At 69.1% G+C, this 16,136-nt stretch carries 19 protein-coding genes and 1 tRNA gene; 4 read left to right on the top strand and 16 right to left on the bottom strand.

Features of this window, described 5'->3' with window-relative positions; translation table 11 throughout:
- Positions 1 to 603, top strand: a 603-nt coding sequence (locus VGL85_RS21475) for a GTPase (protein ID WP_331591085.1), incomplete at its 5' end; no start/stop codon positions are given.
- 34 nt (positions 604 to 637) lie between these two features.
- Here the strand turns inward: VGL85_RS21475 and mazG are convergent.
- The 3 genes from mazG to VGL85_RS21460 form a co-directional block, all read right to left on the bottom strand.
- Complete coding sequence (gene mazG, locus VGL85_RS21470) at positions 638 to 1,462, bottom strand: nucleoside triphosphate pyrophosphohydrolase (RefSeq protein WP_331591084.1); 825 nt, start codon at positions 1,460 to 1,462, stop codon at positions 638 to 640.
- Positions 1,463 to 1,505: 43 nt separating this feature from the next.
- Positions 1,506 to 1,997, bottom strand: a complete 492-nt coding sequence (locus VGL85_RS21465) for a hypothetical protein (protein ID WP_331591083.1) — start codon at positions 1,995 to 1,997, stop codon at positions 1,506 to 1,508.
- 73 nt (positions 1,998 to 2,070) lie between these two features.
- Positions 2,071 to 2,712, bottom strand: a complete 642-nt coding sequence (locus VGL85_RS21460; RefSeq protein ID WP_331591081.1) for a hypothetical protein — start codon at positions 2,710 to 2,712, stop codon at positions 2,071 to 2,073.
- Positions 2,713 to 2,855: 143 nt separating this feature from the next.
- On the opposite strand from VGL85_RS21460, the gene VGL85_RS21455 reads away from it, so the two are divergent.
- Complete coding sequence (locus tag VGL85_RS21455) at positions 2,856 to 3,647, top strand: hypothetical protein (RefSeq protein ID WP_331591080.1); 792 nt, start codon at positions 2,856 to 2,858, stop codon at positions 3,645 to 3,647.
- Between the two features lie 21 nt (positions 3,648 to 3,668).
- Here VGL85_RS21455 and VGL85_RS21450 read toward each other — a convergent pair whose 3' ends face one another.
- The 10 genes from VGL85_RS21450 to VGL85_RS21405 all read right to left on the bottom strand — a co-directional run bounded on the left by VGL85_RS21450 (position 3,669) and on the right by VGL85_RS21405 (position 12,304).
- On the bottom strand, positions 3,669 to 4,922 hold the full coding sequence (locus tag VGL85_RS21450; RefSeq protein WP_331591079.1) for a cytochrome c3 family protein: 1,254 nt from the start codon (positions 4,920 to 4,922) through the stop codon (positions 3,669 to 3,671).
- A gap of 24 nt (positions 4,923 to 4,946) precedes the next feature.
- The gene (locus VGL85_RS21445) at positions 4,947 to 5,537 is read right to left on the bottom strand and encodes a hypothetical protein (protein ID WP_331591078.1); all 591 of its coding nucleotides are present in this window, start codon (positions 5,535 to 5,537) and stop codon (positions 4,947 to 4,949) included.
- Between the two features lie 201 nt (positions 5,538 to 5,738).
- Positions 5,739 to 6,461: a methyltransferase gene (locus VGL85_RS21440; protein WP_331591077.1), complete on the bottom strand. Its 723-nt coding sequence runs from the start codon at positions 6,459 to 6,461 to the stop codon at positions 5,739 to 5,741.
- 63 nt (positions 6,462 to 6,524) lie between these two features.
- The gene (locus tag VGL85_RS21435) at positions 6,525 to 7,127 is read right to left on the bottom strand and encodes a formyltransferase family protein (protein WP_331591076.1); all 603 of its coding nucleotides are present in this window, start codon (positions 7,125 to 7,127) and stop codon (positions 6,525 to 6,527) included.
- Positions 7,124 to 7,972, bottom strand: coding sequence for an MBL fold metallo-hydrolase (locus VGL85_RS21430; protein WP_331591075.1), 849 nt, complete (start codon positions 7,970 to 7,972; stop codon positions 7,124 to 7,126). The genes VGL85_RS21435 and VGL85_RS21430 overlap by 4 nt, the downstream gene beginning before the upstream one ends.
- The gene (locus tag VGL85_RS21425; RefSeq protein ID WP_331591074.1) at positions 7,969 to 8,745 is read right to left on the bottom strand and encodes a TatD family hydrolase; all 777 of its coding nucleotides are present in this window, start codon (positions 8,743 to 8,745) and stop codon (positions 7,969 to 7,971) included. The genes VGL85_RS21430 and VGL85_RS21425 overlap by 4 nt, the downstream gene beginning before the upstream one ends.
- Positions 8,746 to 8,757: 12 nt before the next feature.
- The gene (locus VGL85_RS21420; RefSeq protein WP_331591073.1) at positions 8,758 to 9,756 is read right to left on the bottom strand and encodes a DNA polymerase III subunit delta'; all 999 of its coding nucleotides are present in this window, start codon (positions 9,754 to 9,756) and stop codon (positions 8,758 to 8,760) included.
- Positions 9,749 to 10,384: a dTMP kinase gene (gene tmk, locus VGL85_RS21415; protein ID WP_331591072.1), complete on the bottom strand. Its 636-nt coding sequence runs from the start codon at positions 10,382 to 10,384 to the stop codon at positions 9,749 to 9,751. The genes VGL85_RS21420 and tmk overlap by 8 nt, the downstream gene beginning before the upstream one ends.
- A 51-nt stretch (positions 10,385 to 10,435) precedes the next feature.
- Positions 10,436 to 11,569, bottom strand: coding sequence for a septal ring lytic transglycosylase RlpA family protein (locus tag VGL85_RS21410; protein ID WP_331591071.1), 1,134 nt, complete (start codon positions 11,567 to 11,569; stop codon positions 10,436 to 10,438).
- 93 nt (positions 11,570 to 11,662) lie between these two features.
- Positions 11,663 to 12,304: a class I SAM-dependent methyltransferase gene (locus VGL85_RS21405; RefSeq protein WP_331591070.1), complete on the bottom strand. Its 642-nt coding sequence runs from the start codon at positions 12,302 to 12,304 to the stop codon at positions 11,663 to 11,665.
- Positions 12,305 to 12,351: 47 nt separating this feature from the next.
- On the opposite strand from VGL85_RS21405, the gene VGL85_RS21400 reads away from it, so the two are divergent.
- Positions 12,352 to 13,434 carry an alpha/beta hydrolase gene (locus VGL85_RS21400; protein ID WP_331591068.1) on the top strand — a complete coding sequence of 361 codons (1,083 nt, stop codon included), beginning with the start codon at positions 12,352 to 12,354 and terminating at the stop codon, positions 13,432 to 13,434.
- A gap of 12 nt (positions 13,435 to 13,446) precedes the next feature.
- Here VGL85_RS21400 and VGL85_RS21395 read toward each other — a convergent pair whose 3' ends face one another.
- The 3 genes from VGL85_RS21395 to VGL85_RS21385 form a co-directional block, all read right to left on the bottom strand.
- Positions 13,447 to 13,605, bottom strand: a complete 159-nt coding sequence (locus tag VGL85_RS21395; RefSeq protein WP_331591067.1) for a hypothetical protein — start codon at positions 13,603 to 13,605, stop codon at positions 13,447 to 13,449.
- Between the two features lie 245 nt (positions 13,606 to 13,850).
- A complete protein-coding gene (locus tag VGL85_RS21390) occupies positions 13,851 to 15,290 on the bottom strand; it encodes a hypothetical protein (RefSeq protein WP_331591066.1) in 1,440 nt (479 codons plus the stop codon).
- A 173-nt stretch (positions 15,291 to 15,463) separates the two neighbouring features.
- Positions 15,464 to 15,553 (bottom strand) — tRNA-Ser (locus tag VGL85_RS21385).
- Positions 15,554 to 15,735: 182 nt separating this feature from the next.
- Here VGL85_RS21385 and VGL85_RS21380 point away from each other — a divergent pair.
- A complete protein-coding gene (locus tag VGL85_RS21380) occupies positions 15,736 to 16,002 on the top strand; it encodes a hypothetical protein (protein ID WP_331591065.1) in 267 nt (88 codons plus the stop codon).
- The last annotated feature ends 134 nt before the right edge of the window (positions 16,003 to 16,136 follow it).

The following is a 16,136-nucleotide window of genomic DNA, read 5'->3' as shown; positions in this document are numbered from 1 at the left end:
GCCACCCTGGACCCGACGCTCAGAATGCTGAAGCTGCCGGACGGCCGCCCGGCGATCCTGTCCGACACCGTGGGCTTCATCTCCGACCTGCCGCACGAACTGGTGGAAGCCTTCCGCGCCACCCTGGAAGAGGTGCGCGAGGCCGATGTGGTGCTGCACGTGCGCGACATCGCCTCCGAGGAAAGCGCCGCCCAGGCTGGGGACGTGCGCACCGTGCTCCACCCCCTGGGCGTCGACATGGAGGAGCGCAACATCCTGGAGGTCTGGAACAAGCTGGACCTCGTGCCGCCGGACGAGCGTGTCACCCTTCGCGGCGACGCCCGCCGCGCCCATCCGCAGGCCATTCCGGTCTCGGCGGTGAGCGGCGAAGGCTGCGACGCCTTGCTGGAAGCCGTCGCCGGCCTGGTGGACGAGGCGCCGCCGGTGGACGTCTATGCGCCGGTCGGGGAGGGGGCGGCGATCGCCTGGCTCTACCGCCACGGCCGGGTGCTGGAGCGCCACGACGGCAAGGACGGCTCGGTGCGTCTGGCGGTCAGCCTGTCCCCCCAGGCGCTGGGCCAGTTCGAGCAGCAGTTCCCGTCAGCCGAGGTGCGGGCGCACTAGGTATGGGTGCGGGGACGGGATTTGAACCTGTGACCTACTCCGCCGCCGCGGCCCGCTCGGCCCGCTTGGCGTCTTCCCAGAGACCGTCCATCTCGGCGAGGTCGGACTGGTCCGGGGTCTTGCCACGCGCCGCGAGTTGCGCCTCCACGAACTTGAAGCGACGGACGAACTTGGCGTTGGTGTAGCGCAGCGCATCTTCCGGATCGATGTCCAGGGTGCGGGCGATGTTGGCGACCACGAACAGCACATCGCCCAGCTCCTGGCGGGCCTTCTCCAGGTCCCCGGCTTCGATCTCGGCCTCCAGTTCGCCGACCTCCTCGTGCAGCTTAGCGGTCACGTCCCGCACGGTCGGCCAGACGAAGCCTACCTGGGCGGCGCGCTTGGAGAGTTTCACCGCGCGGGTCAGACCGGGCAGGCCCGTCGGCACCTCGTCCATCAGACTGCCGTCACGGCCCTTTTTCGCCCGCTCGGCGGCTTTCAGCTGTTCCCAGCCCTCGACCTGCTCGGCTAGCGAACCATAGGTCTCGTCGGCGAAGACGTGCGGGTGGCGGCGCACCATCTTGTCGTTGATCGCGCGGGCCACGTCGTCAAAGGCGAAGGCGCCCTGTTCCTCAGCCATGCGGGCGTGGAACACCACCTGCAGCAAGAGGTCGCCCAACTCCTCCTTCAGGTCGGAGAGGTCCTTGCGCTCGATGGCGTCGGCGACCTCATAGGCCTCCTCCACCGTGTAGGGCGCGATGGTCGCGAAGTCCTGCTCCAGGTCCCAGGGGCACCCGCCCTCGGGATCGCGCAGCCGCGCCATGATCGCCAACAGCCGCTCCAGCGGGGGCAGGGTGTCGGGCGGGGCAGGGCGGGTCATGACGAACCGATGAGACCCTGCGCCGCGGCGTCAGGCAAGCAACTCAGCGATCGTTCGGAGCCTTGCCGCGGCTGAGCTCGCCCGCGAACCGGTCGAAGGTCAGCTCCGCGTCCGTCCAGGTGGAAAAGCCGCGGGTCCAGCGGATATCCGATTCCATGTAGCTGTAGCGCAGCGGGGTCACCGCGCCGTCGGGCGCCACGGCGCGGCCTTCGATCCGCGCGCCGCCGATCGAAAAGCTGCGCATCGAAAGGCCGGGCGTGTCGCTGAGCTGCTTGAAGGTCGGATGGTTCGGCTTGGCGTCCACCAGCACCAGTTCGATCCGCGCGCCATCATAGGCGCCGGTCTTGGCCAGGCGGTCGGCGACCGTCTTCTGCAGTTCCTTGGCGAGGCCGTCTACGTCGCGCACGCCCAGGGTGTCGATCGCCTTCTTCTGCAGCTGCGGCCCGACCACGACGGACACCGACGCGGGGGTGGCGAAAGCAGGGGCGGCGGCCAGCAGCGTGGCGGCGGCCGTGGCGATGGCAAAGGTCCGCATGCTCATATCCTCGTTCTCGCCCTCGGCCCTTAAGGTAAGCCTCGACCATGGCGATGCAAGCCGAGCGCAGCGGCTAGTGTCTCAGGTGGCGCGCCGTCTCCGGATCCTGCCGCAAGGCGTCCTCGATGTTGTCCACAAGCGGGCCGTCGGAGGTCGAGAAGACCAGCCGATAGGGCTGCACGGGCCAGCCGGCCAGGCTTTCGAACTGCGCGCCCTTGTTCTGAAAGTCGCTGAAGCCCGTGCCGTCATCGTCGAATACCGGTTTGTTCAGCCACACGCCGAACCGATGACCCGGCCTGGCCACGCAGACGGTCCAGACCGTCAGCCGGTCCGCGCTCTGCCGGAACTGTTGGTGGGTGTCGGGGCAGGGGTCCGGCAGGTCGATGTCGCGCTTGAGGAAGCCGTTGCAGGTCATCGGCCGGTCGAAGGTCAGACGCACGATCAACAGGCCGGGCCGCACCGTCGCGCCCTGCGCGGGAAAACTCGAAACCAGCTTGGCCGGCGGCGTCGATGGCTCCTTCTTGACCTCGAGGCACTGCTTCCTGGCGATGACGTCGAGCTCGGACGCCATCTTTTCGGGGATCACCAGCAGTTCGGACACCGTGGCCCCGTCCGACTTCGGCTTCGCCGCGGGCGCGGCCTGCGACGAGGCGACCGCGCCGAGCGTCGCCAAGACGGTGACGAGCGTAAGGCTCAGGCGGCGGCCGGACTGCATCGCCGCATCGGACCTCGCGGGTGTTTCGGTCGTGTTTCGCCGGCAAGGGGCAGGGACGCCGGCGCGATCGCTCCATTGCGGCCACCCGCAAAGGCGGTAAGCCTAAGACCGCCCGAGGCGGGAGTTTGGGGCAGGAGTGGTGGATGCGAGCCTGGTTTGCGATCCTGATCGTCGCCCTAGCGGCGGGCGCGGCCCATGCCGCTTCCGGCCCGTTCGACGGCAAATGGGTCGCCGATCTCCAGACCCAGGTGGAGGCCGATCACACCGACGTCTATCTGGTGGCGAACGGCCAGTACCGCTGCGACAGCTGCACGCCCCGACGCGCCTATCCCGCCGACGGGGTCACCCGTCCCATCGCCGGCGACCCGGGGGTGACGGCGGAATCCGTCACCATTTCGGGCCCGCGCAGCATCACCACCCACATGGTCGAGCCTGACATGGCGCGCGACACGACCATGACGGTCGATCCGGACGACCGCACCGCGACCTATGTGGCGCTCGACCGCTGGCCGGGCGTCGACAAGCCGCTGCGCACCGTCTTCAAGGCGCAGCGGGTGAAGCCTGCCCCACGCGGCGCGCATCCCGTGTCCGGCGCCTGGAAGGCCATCGGCTACACCGAGGTTCCGGTGCAATACCGCACCGTTGAACTGCGCCAGAAGGGCGATCGGATGAGCATCCGCGCCTTCCGCGGCGGTAACGTGACGGCGGTGGTCGGCGGGCCGCCGGCCCCGATCACGGGCTCCGAGGGCGACCGGTTTCAGGCCACCATCAAACGCATCGACGACCACAGCTTCGTCGAGACGATCCTGTCGCCGGATGGCAGGCCGGTGACCGAGCGCATCTACACCCTGTCGGCCGGCGGCCAGTCCCTGCAGCGGGTCACCAAGGATCTGGACACCCAGGAGACCTTCGCCTCCACCTACACCCGGAAATAGGGGCAGGCGGCTCGTCGCGCCTCAGTTCGCCATCCGCCAGGGCGAGCGGTCGCTCCAGTGGGCCAGGGCCTCGGCGGTCCAGGCGGTGGTCTTGTCCTTGTGGCAGGCGTTGCAGGCGTTGGGGATCTTCAGGGCGTCGCTGTCGGCCGGGGTGATGAAGCGGAAGGTGTGGGCCGCCACGTTCACGTCGGCGATGGTTTGCTGGATCTTCGGCATGTGGCAGGCCACGCAGTCGCTGCCGGGCGAGCCCGCCTTGTGGTGAGTGTGCGCCTCGATCGAGACCGCATGCGGCCCGTTCGGCCCATTCGCTACGTGGCAGCCCAGGCAGACCTGGCCCATGGGCTTGCGCAGGATCGCCTGGTTCGGCGTGCCATGCGGGTCATGGCAGGAGAAGCAGGTGACGCCGCGGGCGTACATCAGGCTCTGGACGAAATCGTTGCCCTGCATCCGGTTCTTGTGCGCCGTCCCGTCTGGGAAGTGGGTGAAGGAGAGCTCGCCCAGCTTGTGCGGCTCCAGCTTCCAGAAGTCGGCGAGGTTCAGGCCCACATGATAACCCACGGGCCAGTCGTAGTATTTTCCCTCGATCGGGTTCTTTAGTGGCTGGCCCTGGGAGTGGCACTGGATGCAGGTGTCGTTGGCATGGATGTAGTCCATGCGCGCCGGGTTCAGGATGTTGTCGCGGGCAGGGTGGGCGGCGTGCTCAGAGCCCGGCCCATGGCACATCTCGCAGCCGACGTTCCATTCTGTGGGCTTGCTGGTCGCGATGTTGTAGGCGACCGAGTGGCAGCCGTCGCAGAGCGGCCCAGTCGGGCGGCCGGAGTTATCGCCCTTGGGGTCGGGATAGAGCGGTCCCCACCAGTCGCCGCCCTTGTCGGGCACGTGGTAGCGCGACCAGCTCTTGTGGGTGACGTCCCATTGCGCCGGATAGGGGATATAGGTGTCGCCAACCTTGTGGAAGAAACGCTGCTTCCAGCCTGATCCGTATACGAAATCCACGTCCTTGAGGCTGAAGGTGACGATCGGGTTGGGCTTGGAGAAGTCGGCCAGCACGGCGTCCGGGTGCAGCTTGGGGTCACGCACCACATTGGCCATCTTGGTCTTCGACCAGCGGGCGTAGACCTCCTGGTGGCACGACTGGCAGGCCTGTGAGCCAACGTAGTGGGCCGATGCGTTGGCCTTCGGCGCGATGGGGATCAGCGAAACCCTCGACTGGGCATAGGCCAAGCCCGTCACGGCCATGGCGACCACGACCGCCAGAGCAGTCCAGGCGGGCATGGGAAGGGGCGGCTTCGACATTAGTCAGTGCTTTCCGCGGAACTCATAGAGCGGGATCGGCTCGTCCTTGGGCTTCGGCAGCATTTCGACGTCCTGGTCGATCGCCTCATGGGCCGTGGTCACTTCAGGACCGGGCGAGGTGGTGAAGCTGAATTCGTAGGGGTCCATCGCATGACCGGCCAGGCTGACGAACTGAGCGCCCGGCAGGTCGATGCTCATGCGCACGCCGTACACGTTGCTGGGCTCGGTATGGCAAAGCGTGCGGATCGTCTTGCGGTCGAAGCTCAGCACCCAGGCCTGGCGCTCCGAACTGCACGGCGAATGCATCCGGGCCATCGCCAGGAAGAAGCCTCTGCAACTCATCGGCTCGTCGAAGGTCGCGCGGAGATAGAGGAGGCCGGGGCGGACCACGGAGCCACGGGCCGGAAAGGTCGAGACCACGTGCGGTGAAGGCGTCAGCGGATCGCGCTTTGGCTCCAGGCACTCGGCGTGCGGCATGACCATCAGCTCATCGGTCTGGGGTGTCGGCGGCGCGACGCCTGGCGGACCGGCGGCCTGAGCCTGGGCCATGGGCGGCGCCGCCAGGATCGTGACGATGACGACGACGGCCTTCATGCAACCCCCGTTCGGCGTTCTCAGACCCAGGGGAGGTTCAATCCGCCCGCAGTCCTGGTCAAGCCGCCGGCCTCGCCGGAAACGGCGTCGGGGCGGGGACCAGGCTTCGCCCCGAGCGCCAATTCATTTATCGCCTAAGGAAGATTATCGGAAATATGATCAGGAAGCCCGGAGCGGCGCTAGGCCGCCCCAGGCTGCCCCTCACTTCGGTTTGACGAATTTGTAGACGAACTGATCGGTCTTGCCCCGGATCGCCGGGTTGAAGACCATCTTGGTGTGGTCATCCGCAGCGTTGGCCAGGACCTTGCTTTCGCCCGCGAACTTGAACCCGGCGGCGGTCACGTCAGCCTTCACGCGGGCCGGATCGATCCGGTGGATCGTCTCGGTGACGTTCATGTCGGCGCCGGCGGCCGCGGCATGGTCGACGATCACATATTCGCCCCCCGGCTTCAGCGCCGCAAAGACCTGCTTGTTGAACCCGGGCACGTCGGCCGGCCCCATGAACTTGTCGTAGAGGTCATGGTAGTTTTGGCGGATGAACACCGCGTCCAGGCCCTTGGGCAGGTCCATGGCGTTCGTCGGCGGCGTCGTAACCACGACATTCTTGTCCGGCGCGGCGGCGGCCAGGGCCTGAACCCCGGTCAGCGCGCTCGGGTGCGTCTTCACCACCTCGGCGGTCTGCACCGCATAGACCTTTCCCTTGGGCCCGACGGTCTGGCTGAACAGCCGCGTGAACTTGCCGGGAATGACGTCGGCCACCTTGTCGCCGGCCTTCAGGCCCATGAATTTCACGATCTCCGGCCCCTTCAGCGACGGGTCGCTGACGGCGTCCGGCGGCGGATTGGCGGGCGCCTGAGCCATGACGGCCGGCGAGACGCTGAGCGCGAGAAAGACGCCGAGCGCGGCGGCGGTATGGAGCTTCATCTGGAATCCTCCCGTTTGGTGGCGCGCAGGCTGTGCCGGAACGGCGTTCCGCGCAAGCCGCGCTCAGCCGAGGACGATCTCGCCGGCCGCGATCCGACGCAGGGTCTCGACGAAGAAGCCCGGTTCAAGGCCCGTGACCCGCGCCTCCAGGCTTTCCGGCGTGTCGCCCGGCTCGACCGGCACGCCCCGCCGGGCGATCACCGGGCCGCGGTCGTATTCCTCGTCCACCAGATGGATGCAGATCCCGCTCTCAGCGACGCCGGCGGCGATCACCGCCTCGTGGACACGCCGGCCATACATGCCGTGGCCTCCGAATTGCGGCAGCGGGCCCGGATGGATGTTCAGAACGCGCCCGGCGTAGCGCGCCAGCGTCCGCGGGCCGAGCTGGCGCAGATAGCCGGACAGCACCACCAGCTCGACGCCGGCGTCGGTGAGCGCGTTGGCCAGCCGCGCGTCGGCGGCGTCCGGATCGTCCTTGGTCGGGATGCACAGCGAAGGCACGCCAGCCTCCGCCGCGAAGGCCAGGGCCACGGCGCTCCGATTGTTGCTGACCAGCAGGCGCGGCTCGGCGGCGAGGTCTCCTGCCCGCGCCGCAGCCAAAACGGCCCGGGCGCTCGAGCCGTTGGCGGATGCGAGAAAACCAAGCTTAAGCGGCTTTGAAATCATGAAAAACTGCCGCTGAGTTCATGTGAAAAGCGAAGCCCGTCATACGCCGGCTCCACGCCCGTTGGCAGTTCGGCCTTCAGGGTCTCGTAGTCCAGGTCGATGTGCAGGTTGGTGAGGATCGCGCGCCGGGGCTTCAACCGCGCGATCCATTCCAGCGCCAGCGCCAGGTGCGCGTGGGTCGGATGCGGGCGATAGCGCAGGGCGTCGACGATCCAGACATCGAGATCGGCCAGGGCGTCGAACGCCGCCTCGTCCAGGGCCACCACGTCGCTGGAATAGGCCACGCCGCCGAACCGGTAGCCCACCGAGCGCACCGCGCCGTGGTCCTGGTCGAAGCTCACCACGGGAATCGGTCCCGATGGTCCGTCCACGGTCCAGGGCGCCCCGTGCCCGGGGATCGCACGGCGCTCGCAGATCGCCGGATAGCCGCCCTCGCCTTCGAATATGTAGCCGAACCGGCGCATCATCGAGGCGTCAGTCGCCGCCTCCATGCGACACGGGATTTTGGCTCGCTGGCGGATGAAGAAGGCGCGCACGTCGTCGATGCCGTGGACCTGGTCGGCGTGGTCGTGGGTCAGCAGCACCCCGTCCAGCCGTTTCGCCCCGGCGAACGCGGTCTGCAGGCGAAAGTCGGGTGCGGTGTCGACGATGGCTGTTGTCTCGGCCTCGGCCGCCCGTTCAGGCCCCTGCCCCAGCCGCCGGACCAGGAGCGAGCAGCGCGAGCGAAGGTTCTTCGGGTTCGCAGGATCGCAGGCGCCCCAGTCACCGTCGGCGCGCGGCACGCCGCCGGAGGAGCCGCAGCCCAGGATCGTGAACTCCAGGGTCGCGCTCCCAGGCCCGCTCATGGGCGCGGAATCCGGTCGAACAGGGCGAAGAAGGCGTCGGTCGTGCGCGCATCGGCCTCGTCCAGCGACCAGCCGCGCACCTCGGCCAGCTTGGCCAGGACGTGGCCGATGTAGGCCGGCTCGTTGCGCCGGCCGCGATAGGGCACGGGCGCCAGATAGGGACAGTCGGTCTCGACGATGATCCGGTCGGCCGGCATGTCGGCGATCACCGCGCGCACGTCCTCGGCCGCCTTGAAGGTGGCGATGCCGGAGACCGAGAACCAGGCGCCCAGCTCGGCCGCCTGCCGCGCCAGCGCCGCGCCCGAGGTGTAGCAGTGCATCAACAGGCGAAAGGGCCCGCGGGCGTGTTCCTCCGCCAGGATCTGGCCCATGACCGCATCGGCTTCGCGGGTGTGAACCACCAGCGGCAGGCCGGTCTCGCGCGCCGCCGCCACATGGGCGCGGAACACCGCGGCCTGGATGTCGCGCGGGCTGAGGTCGTAGTGGAAGTCCAGGCCGCATTCGCCGATGCCGACCACGCGCGGATCGGCGGCGAGTGCGATCAGCCGCTCCGGCGAGAGGTCCGGGTCTTCCTTGGCCTCGTGCGGATGGGTTCCCACGGTCGCCCAGATGCGCGGATCGTCGGCCAGCGCGCGCACGTTTTCCCAGTTCGAGACCTTGTCGGAAATGTTGACCATCAGGCGCACGCCGGCGGCGAAGGCGCGTTCGATCACCTCGGCGCGGTCTTCGTCGAACTGCGGGGCGTGGAGGTTCACATGGCTGTCGATGAGCATCCCCGGCAGGCTCTAGGCCGCGCGGGCCGCCTGGCGCAACTCCGCCAGCGCCGTGAAGAGGGCGTCGGCGCGGTCGAGGTTCAACGCCTCGGCCTCGCGCGGCAGGCGCTCCAGGGTCTCCCAGGCCGCCGCCCAGCGGTCGAGGCCGCCGATCCCCTGCCCCGCCCGCTCGGTGGCGAAGCGGTGGATGTGCTCGGACAGCCGGTCGAACAACAGGTTGAACTGCGCCATCCCCTCGCCGCCCCGGAATCGGTCCGCGAGTGACAGCGCCAGGGCCTCGTCCAGCCGGGGCAGGTCCTCCAGCAAGGTGCGAGCCGCGTCGTCCATGGCCAGGGCGTCGGCCTGGGCCAGGCTCCAGGCGCGTCCGGGCGCGCCGTTCGCCATGCGGGCCAGGCGCAGCGCGTCCTCCGCCGTCAGGTCCTCGCGCTCGCGCACGAAGGCGGCGGCGTCCTCCAGCGGCAGGGGATCGAAGGCGAGCCGGCGGCAGCGGGAGCGGATCGTCGGCAGCAGGCGCCCCGGCGAGTGGCTGACCATCAGCAGCACCCCGTGCGGCGGCGGCTCTTCCAGGGTCTTCAAGATGGCGTTGGCGGCATTGACGTTCAGGTCGTCGGCGGCGTCGACGATCGCCACCCGGTGCGGCGCGGCGGCCGGCGACTTGGAGAAGAACTCCGAGAGCGCCCGGGCCTCGTCCACCGGGATCACCTTGCGGACCTTGCCGTCCTCCCCCAGCCGCTCCAGCACGAAGAGATCCGGGTGCGAGCGGGCGATGATCTGGCGGCTCACCGGATGGTCCGGGCTCGCGCCCAGCACGCCCCAGGCCGGATCGGCCGGCGCGCCCAGCAGCCGGCGCGCCGCGCGGAAGGCGAAGGTGGCCTTGCCGACGCCCTCTGGCCCGGTCAGCAGCCAGGCGTGGTGCAGCCGGCCCCTCGCTCGGGTCGCCTCGAACGCCGCTTCCGACGCCGAGTGGCCCACGAGATCGAAGACCTCGCGCGGATGGCGCAGCTCAGCCATCGACCGCGAGCCGCTCGCGCACCGCCGCCCAGACGCGCGCCTCGACCGCCTCCAGCGAGCCTATGGCGTCGATGATGGCGCAACGCCCGGGCTCAGCCCTGGCGATCGCCAGGAAGCCCTCGCGCAGCCGCTCGTGGAAGGCCTGGCCCTTGGACTCGAAGCGCATCTCGGCCCCGGCCCTCCTGTGCGCCCGCTCCAGCCCCACCTCGACAGGCAAGTCGAAGATCAGGGTGAGATCGGGCCGGGTGGCTTCCAGTATGTGGGTCTCCAGCGCGGCGATCAGCGCCGGGTCCGTACCGCCCGCCGCGCCCTGGTAGGCCCGTGTGGAGTCGGCGAAGCGATCGCAGACCACCCAGGCGCCTTTAGCCAGCGCTGGGCGGATCACCCGCTCCACGTGGTCGCGGCGGGCGGCGTACATCAGCAGTGTCTCGGTGACCGGGCTCCAGCGGTCGGCGGAGCCCTTCAGCACCAACTCGCGGATACTTTCCGCCCCGGACGAACCGCCCGGCTCGCGCGTGGCGACCACCGCGCGGCCCTGAGCCTCCAGGCGCGCGGCCAAGCGCTTGAGCTGGGTCGACTTGCCCGCCCCTTCACCGCCTTCGAATGTGATGAAACGTCCCTGAGACACGCGCCCAAATTGGACGGTTCGCGCCGGAAGTCCAGCGCTGGGAAAGACGGCCTATTGCAGTGGCGAGATCGGCTGCAGGACCCGTGCGTCGGCGAAGCCGATGGCCGCCACCTTGTCGCGCACCCCGTAGGCTTCAGCCTCGTCGGCCGGGCCCGGCAGGGTCACGCGGTAGAGGGTGACGCCGCCGCGCTGGATCGGCTCGATGGTCGCGGTCCCCATGGCGGCCAGCCGGGCCGCGGCGCGGCGCGCGTTCTCCTGGTCGCCGAAGGCGCCGGCCTGGATGCGGAAGAGGTTCGCGGCCGCCGCCGGCGTGGGTGTGACCTGCTCGCGCAGCGCGGCCGCAGCCGGGGTCAAGGCGGGCGTCAGGCCGGTCGCCCGCCCGGCGCCGGTCGGCGCGGCGTCGGGCAGCGGCTTGAGCGAGGAGACCGACACGGGCGTCGGCGGCGGGACCAGCGGCCGTGGCGCCGGTTCGAAGGCGTCGGCGGGCGGACTGTCGGCCGCCCCGAAGATTTCCTCGTCGGCCGGACGGCGGCCGCTTACCGGGGCGGACACCGCCACCGTCGTGGCGTCCCGGCGGATCGGATAGGCCGGCGTCAGAGGCCCTGGACTGGCCTTGGCGTAGCGCACGCCGGCGTCCGGCCCGGCCAGGGGCGCGGGGCCCACATAGCGCACCCGCACATGGGCCGTGCCGGCCCGCTCATAGCCCAACTCACGCGCCGCGGCCTGGGAGAGGTCGATGATCCGACCGCCGACGAAGGGCCCGCGATCGTTGACCCGCACCACCAGCTTGCGGCCGTTGTCGAGGTTGGTCACCTCCACCAGCGAGGGCAGCGGCAGGGTGGTGTGCGCCGCCGAGAACTGGTTCAGGTCGAACATCTCGCCGTCGGCCGTGGCCTTCAGGTTGAACTGTTGGCCGTACCAGCTGGCGACGCCGGTCTGGTCGTAGTCCGGCTGTTCGCGCGGCACATACCAGATGCCGCCCACCTGATAGGGCGCCATGGTTCCGCCCCTGCCGTTGGCCGGTGGGCGCGTGGTCTGGCCCTGTGCGATCGGCCCGGCCCCGGGTTCATCGCGCACCGCATATTTCGGCGTCACGCAGCCGGCCAGCGAAGCCCCGGCCGCAAGCAGCACGGCCCATCGGGCGGCGCGAACAATCCCGGGATTGGCGTTTTCGGCGCGCGTCATGGCGAATCCCTGCCCTGCTGTTCCGCGAGACCCGAGCCTGCGGCCCTAAGCTTTCATCACGGTTAACTGGGCCTTCTCAGCCGCCTGGCGCCGTCAGCGGCGATAGGTCGCCCAGAACGTCGCCTCGGCCACGCGCGCGGTGACCAGCTCCGCCGCCAGGGTTCCGGCGGCCGTTTCCTGGAATTGGCCGGCAAGATGGGCCTGGACGTCGAGGCCGTCGTCGTACCAGCCCCGCTCCTGGGTGGGCACGGCGCGGCGGCGCATGTTGACCACGGTCATCGGCGCGCCCGGCGGCAGCACCGCCGCCATCAGCCCGATATCCTCCTGCGGCTGAACGCAATGCTGCAGGACCCAGACGCTGAACGCCGCGTCGACCCGAAAACCCCGCAGGCCCATCTGATGGAACATGCGCCGCGAGACCACCGAAAAGGCGGCGTTCTGCACATAGGCCGGCGCGAGCGCGCGCATCTCCTCGCTCTGGTCGACGCCCAGGACAAGACAATCGAACCGCTCGATCAGCGCCTTGGAAAGCCGGCCGATCCCGCAGCCGTAGTCGACGATCGTCTGGCCAGGCTGGATGGACAGCTGCTCGCCCAGCAGCCCCGCCATGTACGGCGTCTCGGTTTCCCAGCGCTGGTCGGTGGTCTGGTCGGGCGTCGGCGTCAGGATGATCCGTTTGGCCGCCTCCATATCGGCCACCGCGAACGTCGTCGTCTTGTAAGTCGTCTTGTCCATGGCCCCCTCTAGCATCTACCCATGAGCCGAACCCAGGGGAGCAGCCTATGCGCGGACGGATCAAGCTTGGACTGATGGCGGCGGCGATGGCGGTAGGGGCCGGCGCCCCGGCCCTGGCCGTGGCGGCGCAGCCCTGCCTCAGCGCCACGGACGCCTGCGTCCAGTGGGTGGCGCTCGGCAAGTCCGGCGCGCGATCGATGGTCTATTCCACCTATTCGCTGACCAGGCCGGACGCCCACATCAAGCGCGCGCTGATCATGGTCCACGGCGCCCTGCGCAACGCCGACCACTACTTCACCACGGCGACCGGCGCGGCCTTCCTGGCCAAGGCGCTGGACGACACCATCGTGATCGCCCCTGCCCTCCATTCGGCGCAAGGCCAATGCAAGGACAAGCTGGCCCCGCACGAGGTGAGCTGGAGCTGCGGCGGCGACAGCTGGCGCTCCGGCGGCAAGGCGGCGAGCGATCCGGAGCTGACCTCCTTCGATTTCGTGGACGAGATCCTGCGCCGCGTGGCCGACAAGAAGACCTTCCCGAACATGAAGGCCATCGTCGTGGCCGGCCATTCCGCCGGCGGCCAGTTCGTCTCCCGCTACGAGATGGCCAACAAGGCGCACGAGACCCTGGGCGCGCCGGTCAGCTATGTCGTGGCCAATCCGTCGAGCTACGCCTGGCCCGACGCCAGCCGCCCCTTGCCCGAGGGCGACGGCGCGCCGGCCGCCGCCGTGAAGGGCTGGGAAAGCGAGACCGTGCACACCAACTTCAGCTATGGCCCGTTCGCCGAAGTCGCCAAGGCGCCGAAATATGACCTGTGGCCCTACGGCTTCGAGCAGCGCACCGGCTATGTGGCCACGGAAAGCGAGGCCCAGCTCAAGCGCCAGCTCGCCGGACGGCCGACCACCTATCTGCTGAGCCAGGTGGACACCCTGCCCTTGGGCGGCTTCGACGGCTCGGCCAACGCCATGGCCCAAGGCGCCACGCGCCGGGCCCGCGGCGAAGCCTTCGTGAAGTTCCTGAACGAACATCTGGGCGGCCACGCCAAAGCGATGATCGTGCCGGAATGCGGCCACAACGATCGCTGCGTCTACACGACCGACGAGGTGCTGAAGGTGATCTTCCCCGAGGTCTAATCCAGAACCGGCCTAGCCGCGGTACAGGTCGCGATCGGAAGCCAGGATGTCGTCCCAGATCGCGCGCCCCAGCCCCTTGGACTTGATCCGCTCGCTGCTCATCACCGCCGCGACGATGGCCGCGACCACCCCGAGGCCGCTGACCGCCAGAATCGCAAAGACGTTTTCCATCGCGTGTTCCCCCACACCGAAGCGTCAACTTCACACCTTAACCATTTGGAAGTCGACCAAAACCGTACCCCTGACGCACGAAATTTACACCGTAGACGCGATCAGGCCGTGAGCGCCGCCGCCGATTCTACTTGCAGTTGGCGGATCGATTGGGATTCGCGCGTCCACACGGCTTTGCCGCGCAGGTTGCGAAAACTCTTGTGGGTTGGCGCGTCCGCGCCGGAACGCCCCGGCGGACGAGGGGCTCAGGTACTGGCCGGATCAAGGCTGTCGGCCAAGGCCTTCAGCCGGTCCGCGCCGCTGTTCCTGACCAGGATAACCGCGCCATTCAGCGAGCGGATGTTGCTCGCCGGCGGCGGGCCGGACGGAGGCGGGGGTGGAGGCGGCGGCGCCGAGGCTACGGCGCCTTTGCCTTTGCCCTTGCCTTTGGCCTTGGTCGCGGCGGCGACCAACAGCGGGGAGCCCGGCGGCGCAAGATCCGCATCGGGGACATAGGCCATGGTGCCGGCCACATCGATTTCCCACCACGATGTGTCCGCCGAAGCCTTGCGAGAAGGCGTGATCGTGTGGCCCGCAGCCAGGTGCATGACCACGGGAGCCTTGGGGTCAGGCGTCGCGTGCAGCGCCGTCGCGCGGATCGTCACCAGCGTGACCTTCGGCGCCGGCGGCGGCGCTTGCGGCGGCGGCGCGGCCACGCCGGCCGCGGTCTCGAGCGGCGGCAACGTCCACGCCTGGGATGACGCCTGGCCGTAGGCCGAGGCCTGCGGCCCCAGCACGTCGACCTCGGATGCGCCGTCCGCCATGGCGCGCCCCTGGGTCAGCACCCGCGCCACCGTCGCCTGTTGGTTGGATAGGTCGTTGCCGAGATCGAAGTCGGCGGTCAACGCCGCCCGCAGCCCTTGCTGGCTGCGCAGGAGCTGCTTCTTGTCCTTCGGCGTCGCGCTCGCGAGCTTTTCCTTGAAGTCCGCCACCTGCTTCTCGCGGCAACTCACGAGCGCCTTCAACGCCGTGGCCGACTGTTCGCCAACCGGCGTCTGGCTCCCCGCGTCGCTGTCGACGGACTGCGAGATCCGCTGGGCGTCGTTCCGGTACTGTTGCTGCTTGATCTTGATGTAGACGTCGGTGGAGCCGCCGATCGCCGCCACCATGGAAATCGCCAGCAGAGTGCGCGGCGTGTTGTCGTTCACCGGCTGGCCGGGCTGCACCAGGCGGGCCAGCTGACTGACGGTCCCGCCCGCCTGATCGCCCGCGCCCGGCGGGGGATCGACGCCGGGTATCCTCAGCGACAGCGCCTCGCTGAGCATCTGGTTGTTCGGGTCGTTGGGATTGTTCTGCGTCTGTTGCTGGCCCCCGAGGGCGGTCCTGCTTTTGGCGGCGGCGCTGGCCATGCTCAGGAGCGGATTGCTCGCCAGGAACAGCATCAGCCCGGCTTTGGCGCTGCTCGCGAAGGCATTGGTCATCGGTGCGCGGCGCACACCGGCGTATTCCTGCTGCAGTTCGACCAGCGGCTGTCGCTCCGTGGCGCAAACCGCGATGGCGGCCTTTGTGTCGCCCGAAAGTAACGTCGGCACGGTCAAGGCTTGGCTTTGCGCCGCGAGCAGGCCCCAGACGGCGAGGCCCGCGACCGCGCGCCGCGCGACCGTCAACGCCTGCACCCGTCGACGATTTTGCGTCGACCGCTTCATACTCGCCCCCGAAGACCCCAGATATCCCAACCTGAAAACGGAAATTAATTCAACCTTTACCTTAGCGGCGGCGGGCGACGCACAGGCGGGGCGCAGGGGGATTCACACACCCCGCGCGGATTCGCCGCGCACGATGCTGGACGTTTGCCCGGGGGAGGCGGCGCCTTGATGACTGGCGGACGGGGTGGGATTCGAACCCACGGTGGGCGTGAACCCACGGCGGTTTTCAAGACCGCTGCCTTAAACCACTCGGCCACCCGTCCGGCGCGGGGTTCTTAGCAGGGGTCCGGGCGAACCTCCACGTCGGGCGGTCGCCCAGGCGCAGGGGCCTATGGCGCAACCATGACCGAATTGGTCGGACGGCCGTCATGGCCTGACGGAAGCCCTTCCCGTGGCGTCACCCTATCGGAAGACGAGGGAGCGGCCGTGCGCGGCTGGTTTCCGGATGCCTCGATCGATCGCCCTGGCCTTCGCCACCGCCTTGCTCTGCGCCAGCGGCGCCCAGGCCGCCTGCGGGCCCGCCGATCCCACCGGCCGCTATGAGGGCAACGTCAAGAGCGCCGAGGCGGGCGACCTGCAGGTCACGCTCAACCTACGCTGCGACCAGGGCGAATACCGCGGGCTGGTGATCAGCCCCGTCGGCAAGCTACCCGAGCGCGCCTCACACCGCCATCAGCAGTTGTCGCCTTGCCGCCGCCTCCCGGCGCCCTAGGTGTCTGGTCCCGCTGTGTGGGGGACTCAGCTTAGCTGAGTGCTCACATCGGGAGGCTCTATGGGCCAGATACTCCACGGCAGCGCCACGACCACGCACGCCATCCGAGCGGCGATACAGCGATCGAAAGCTCC

The sequence above is a fragment of the Phenylobacterium sp. genome (genome assembly GCF_036501465.1).
Lineage (GTDB): Bacteria > Pseudomonadota > Alphaproteobacteria > Caulobacterales > Caulobacteraceae > Phenylobacterium.
The sequence above is the reverse complement of the archived record's forward strand: the minus strand, read 5'-3'. Positions and strand labels throughout refer to the sequence as shown.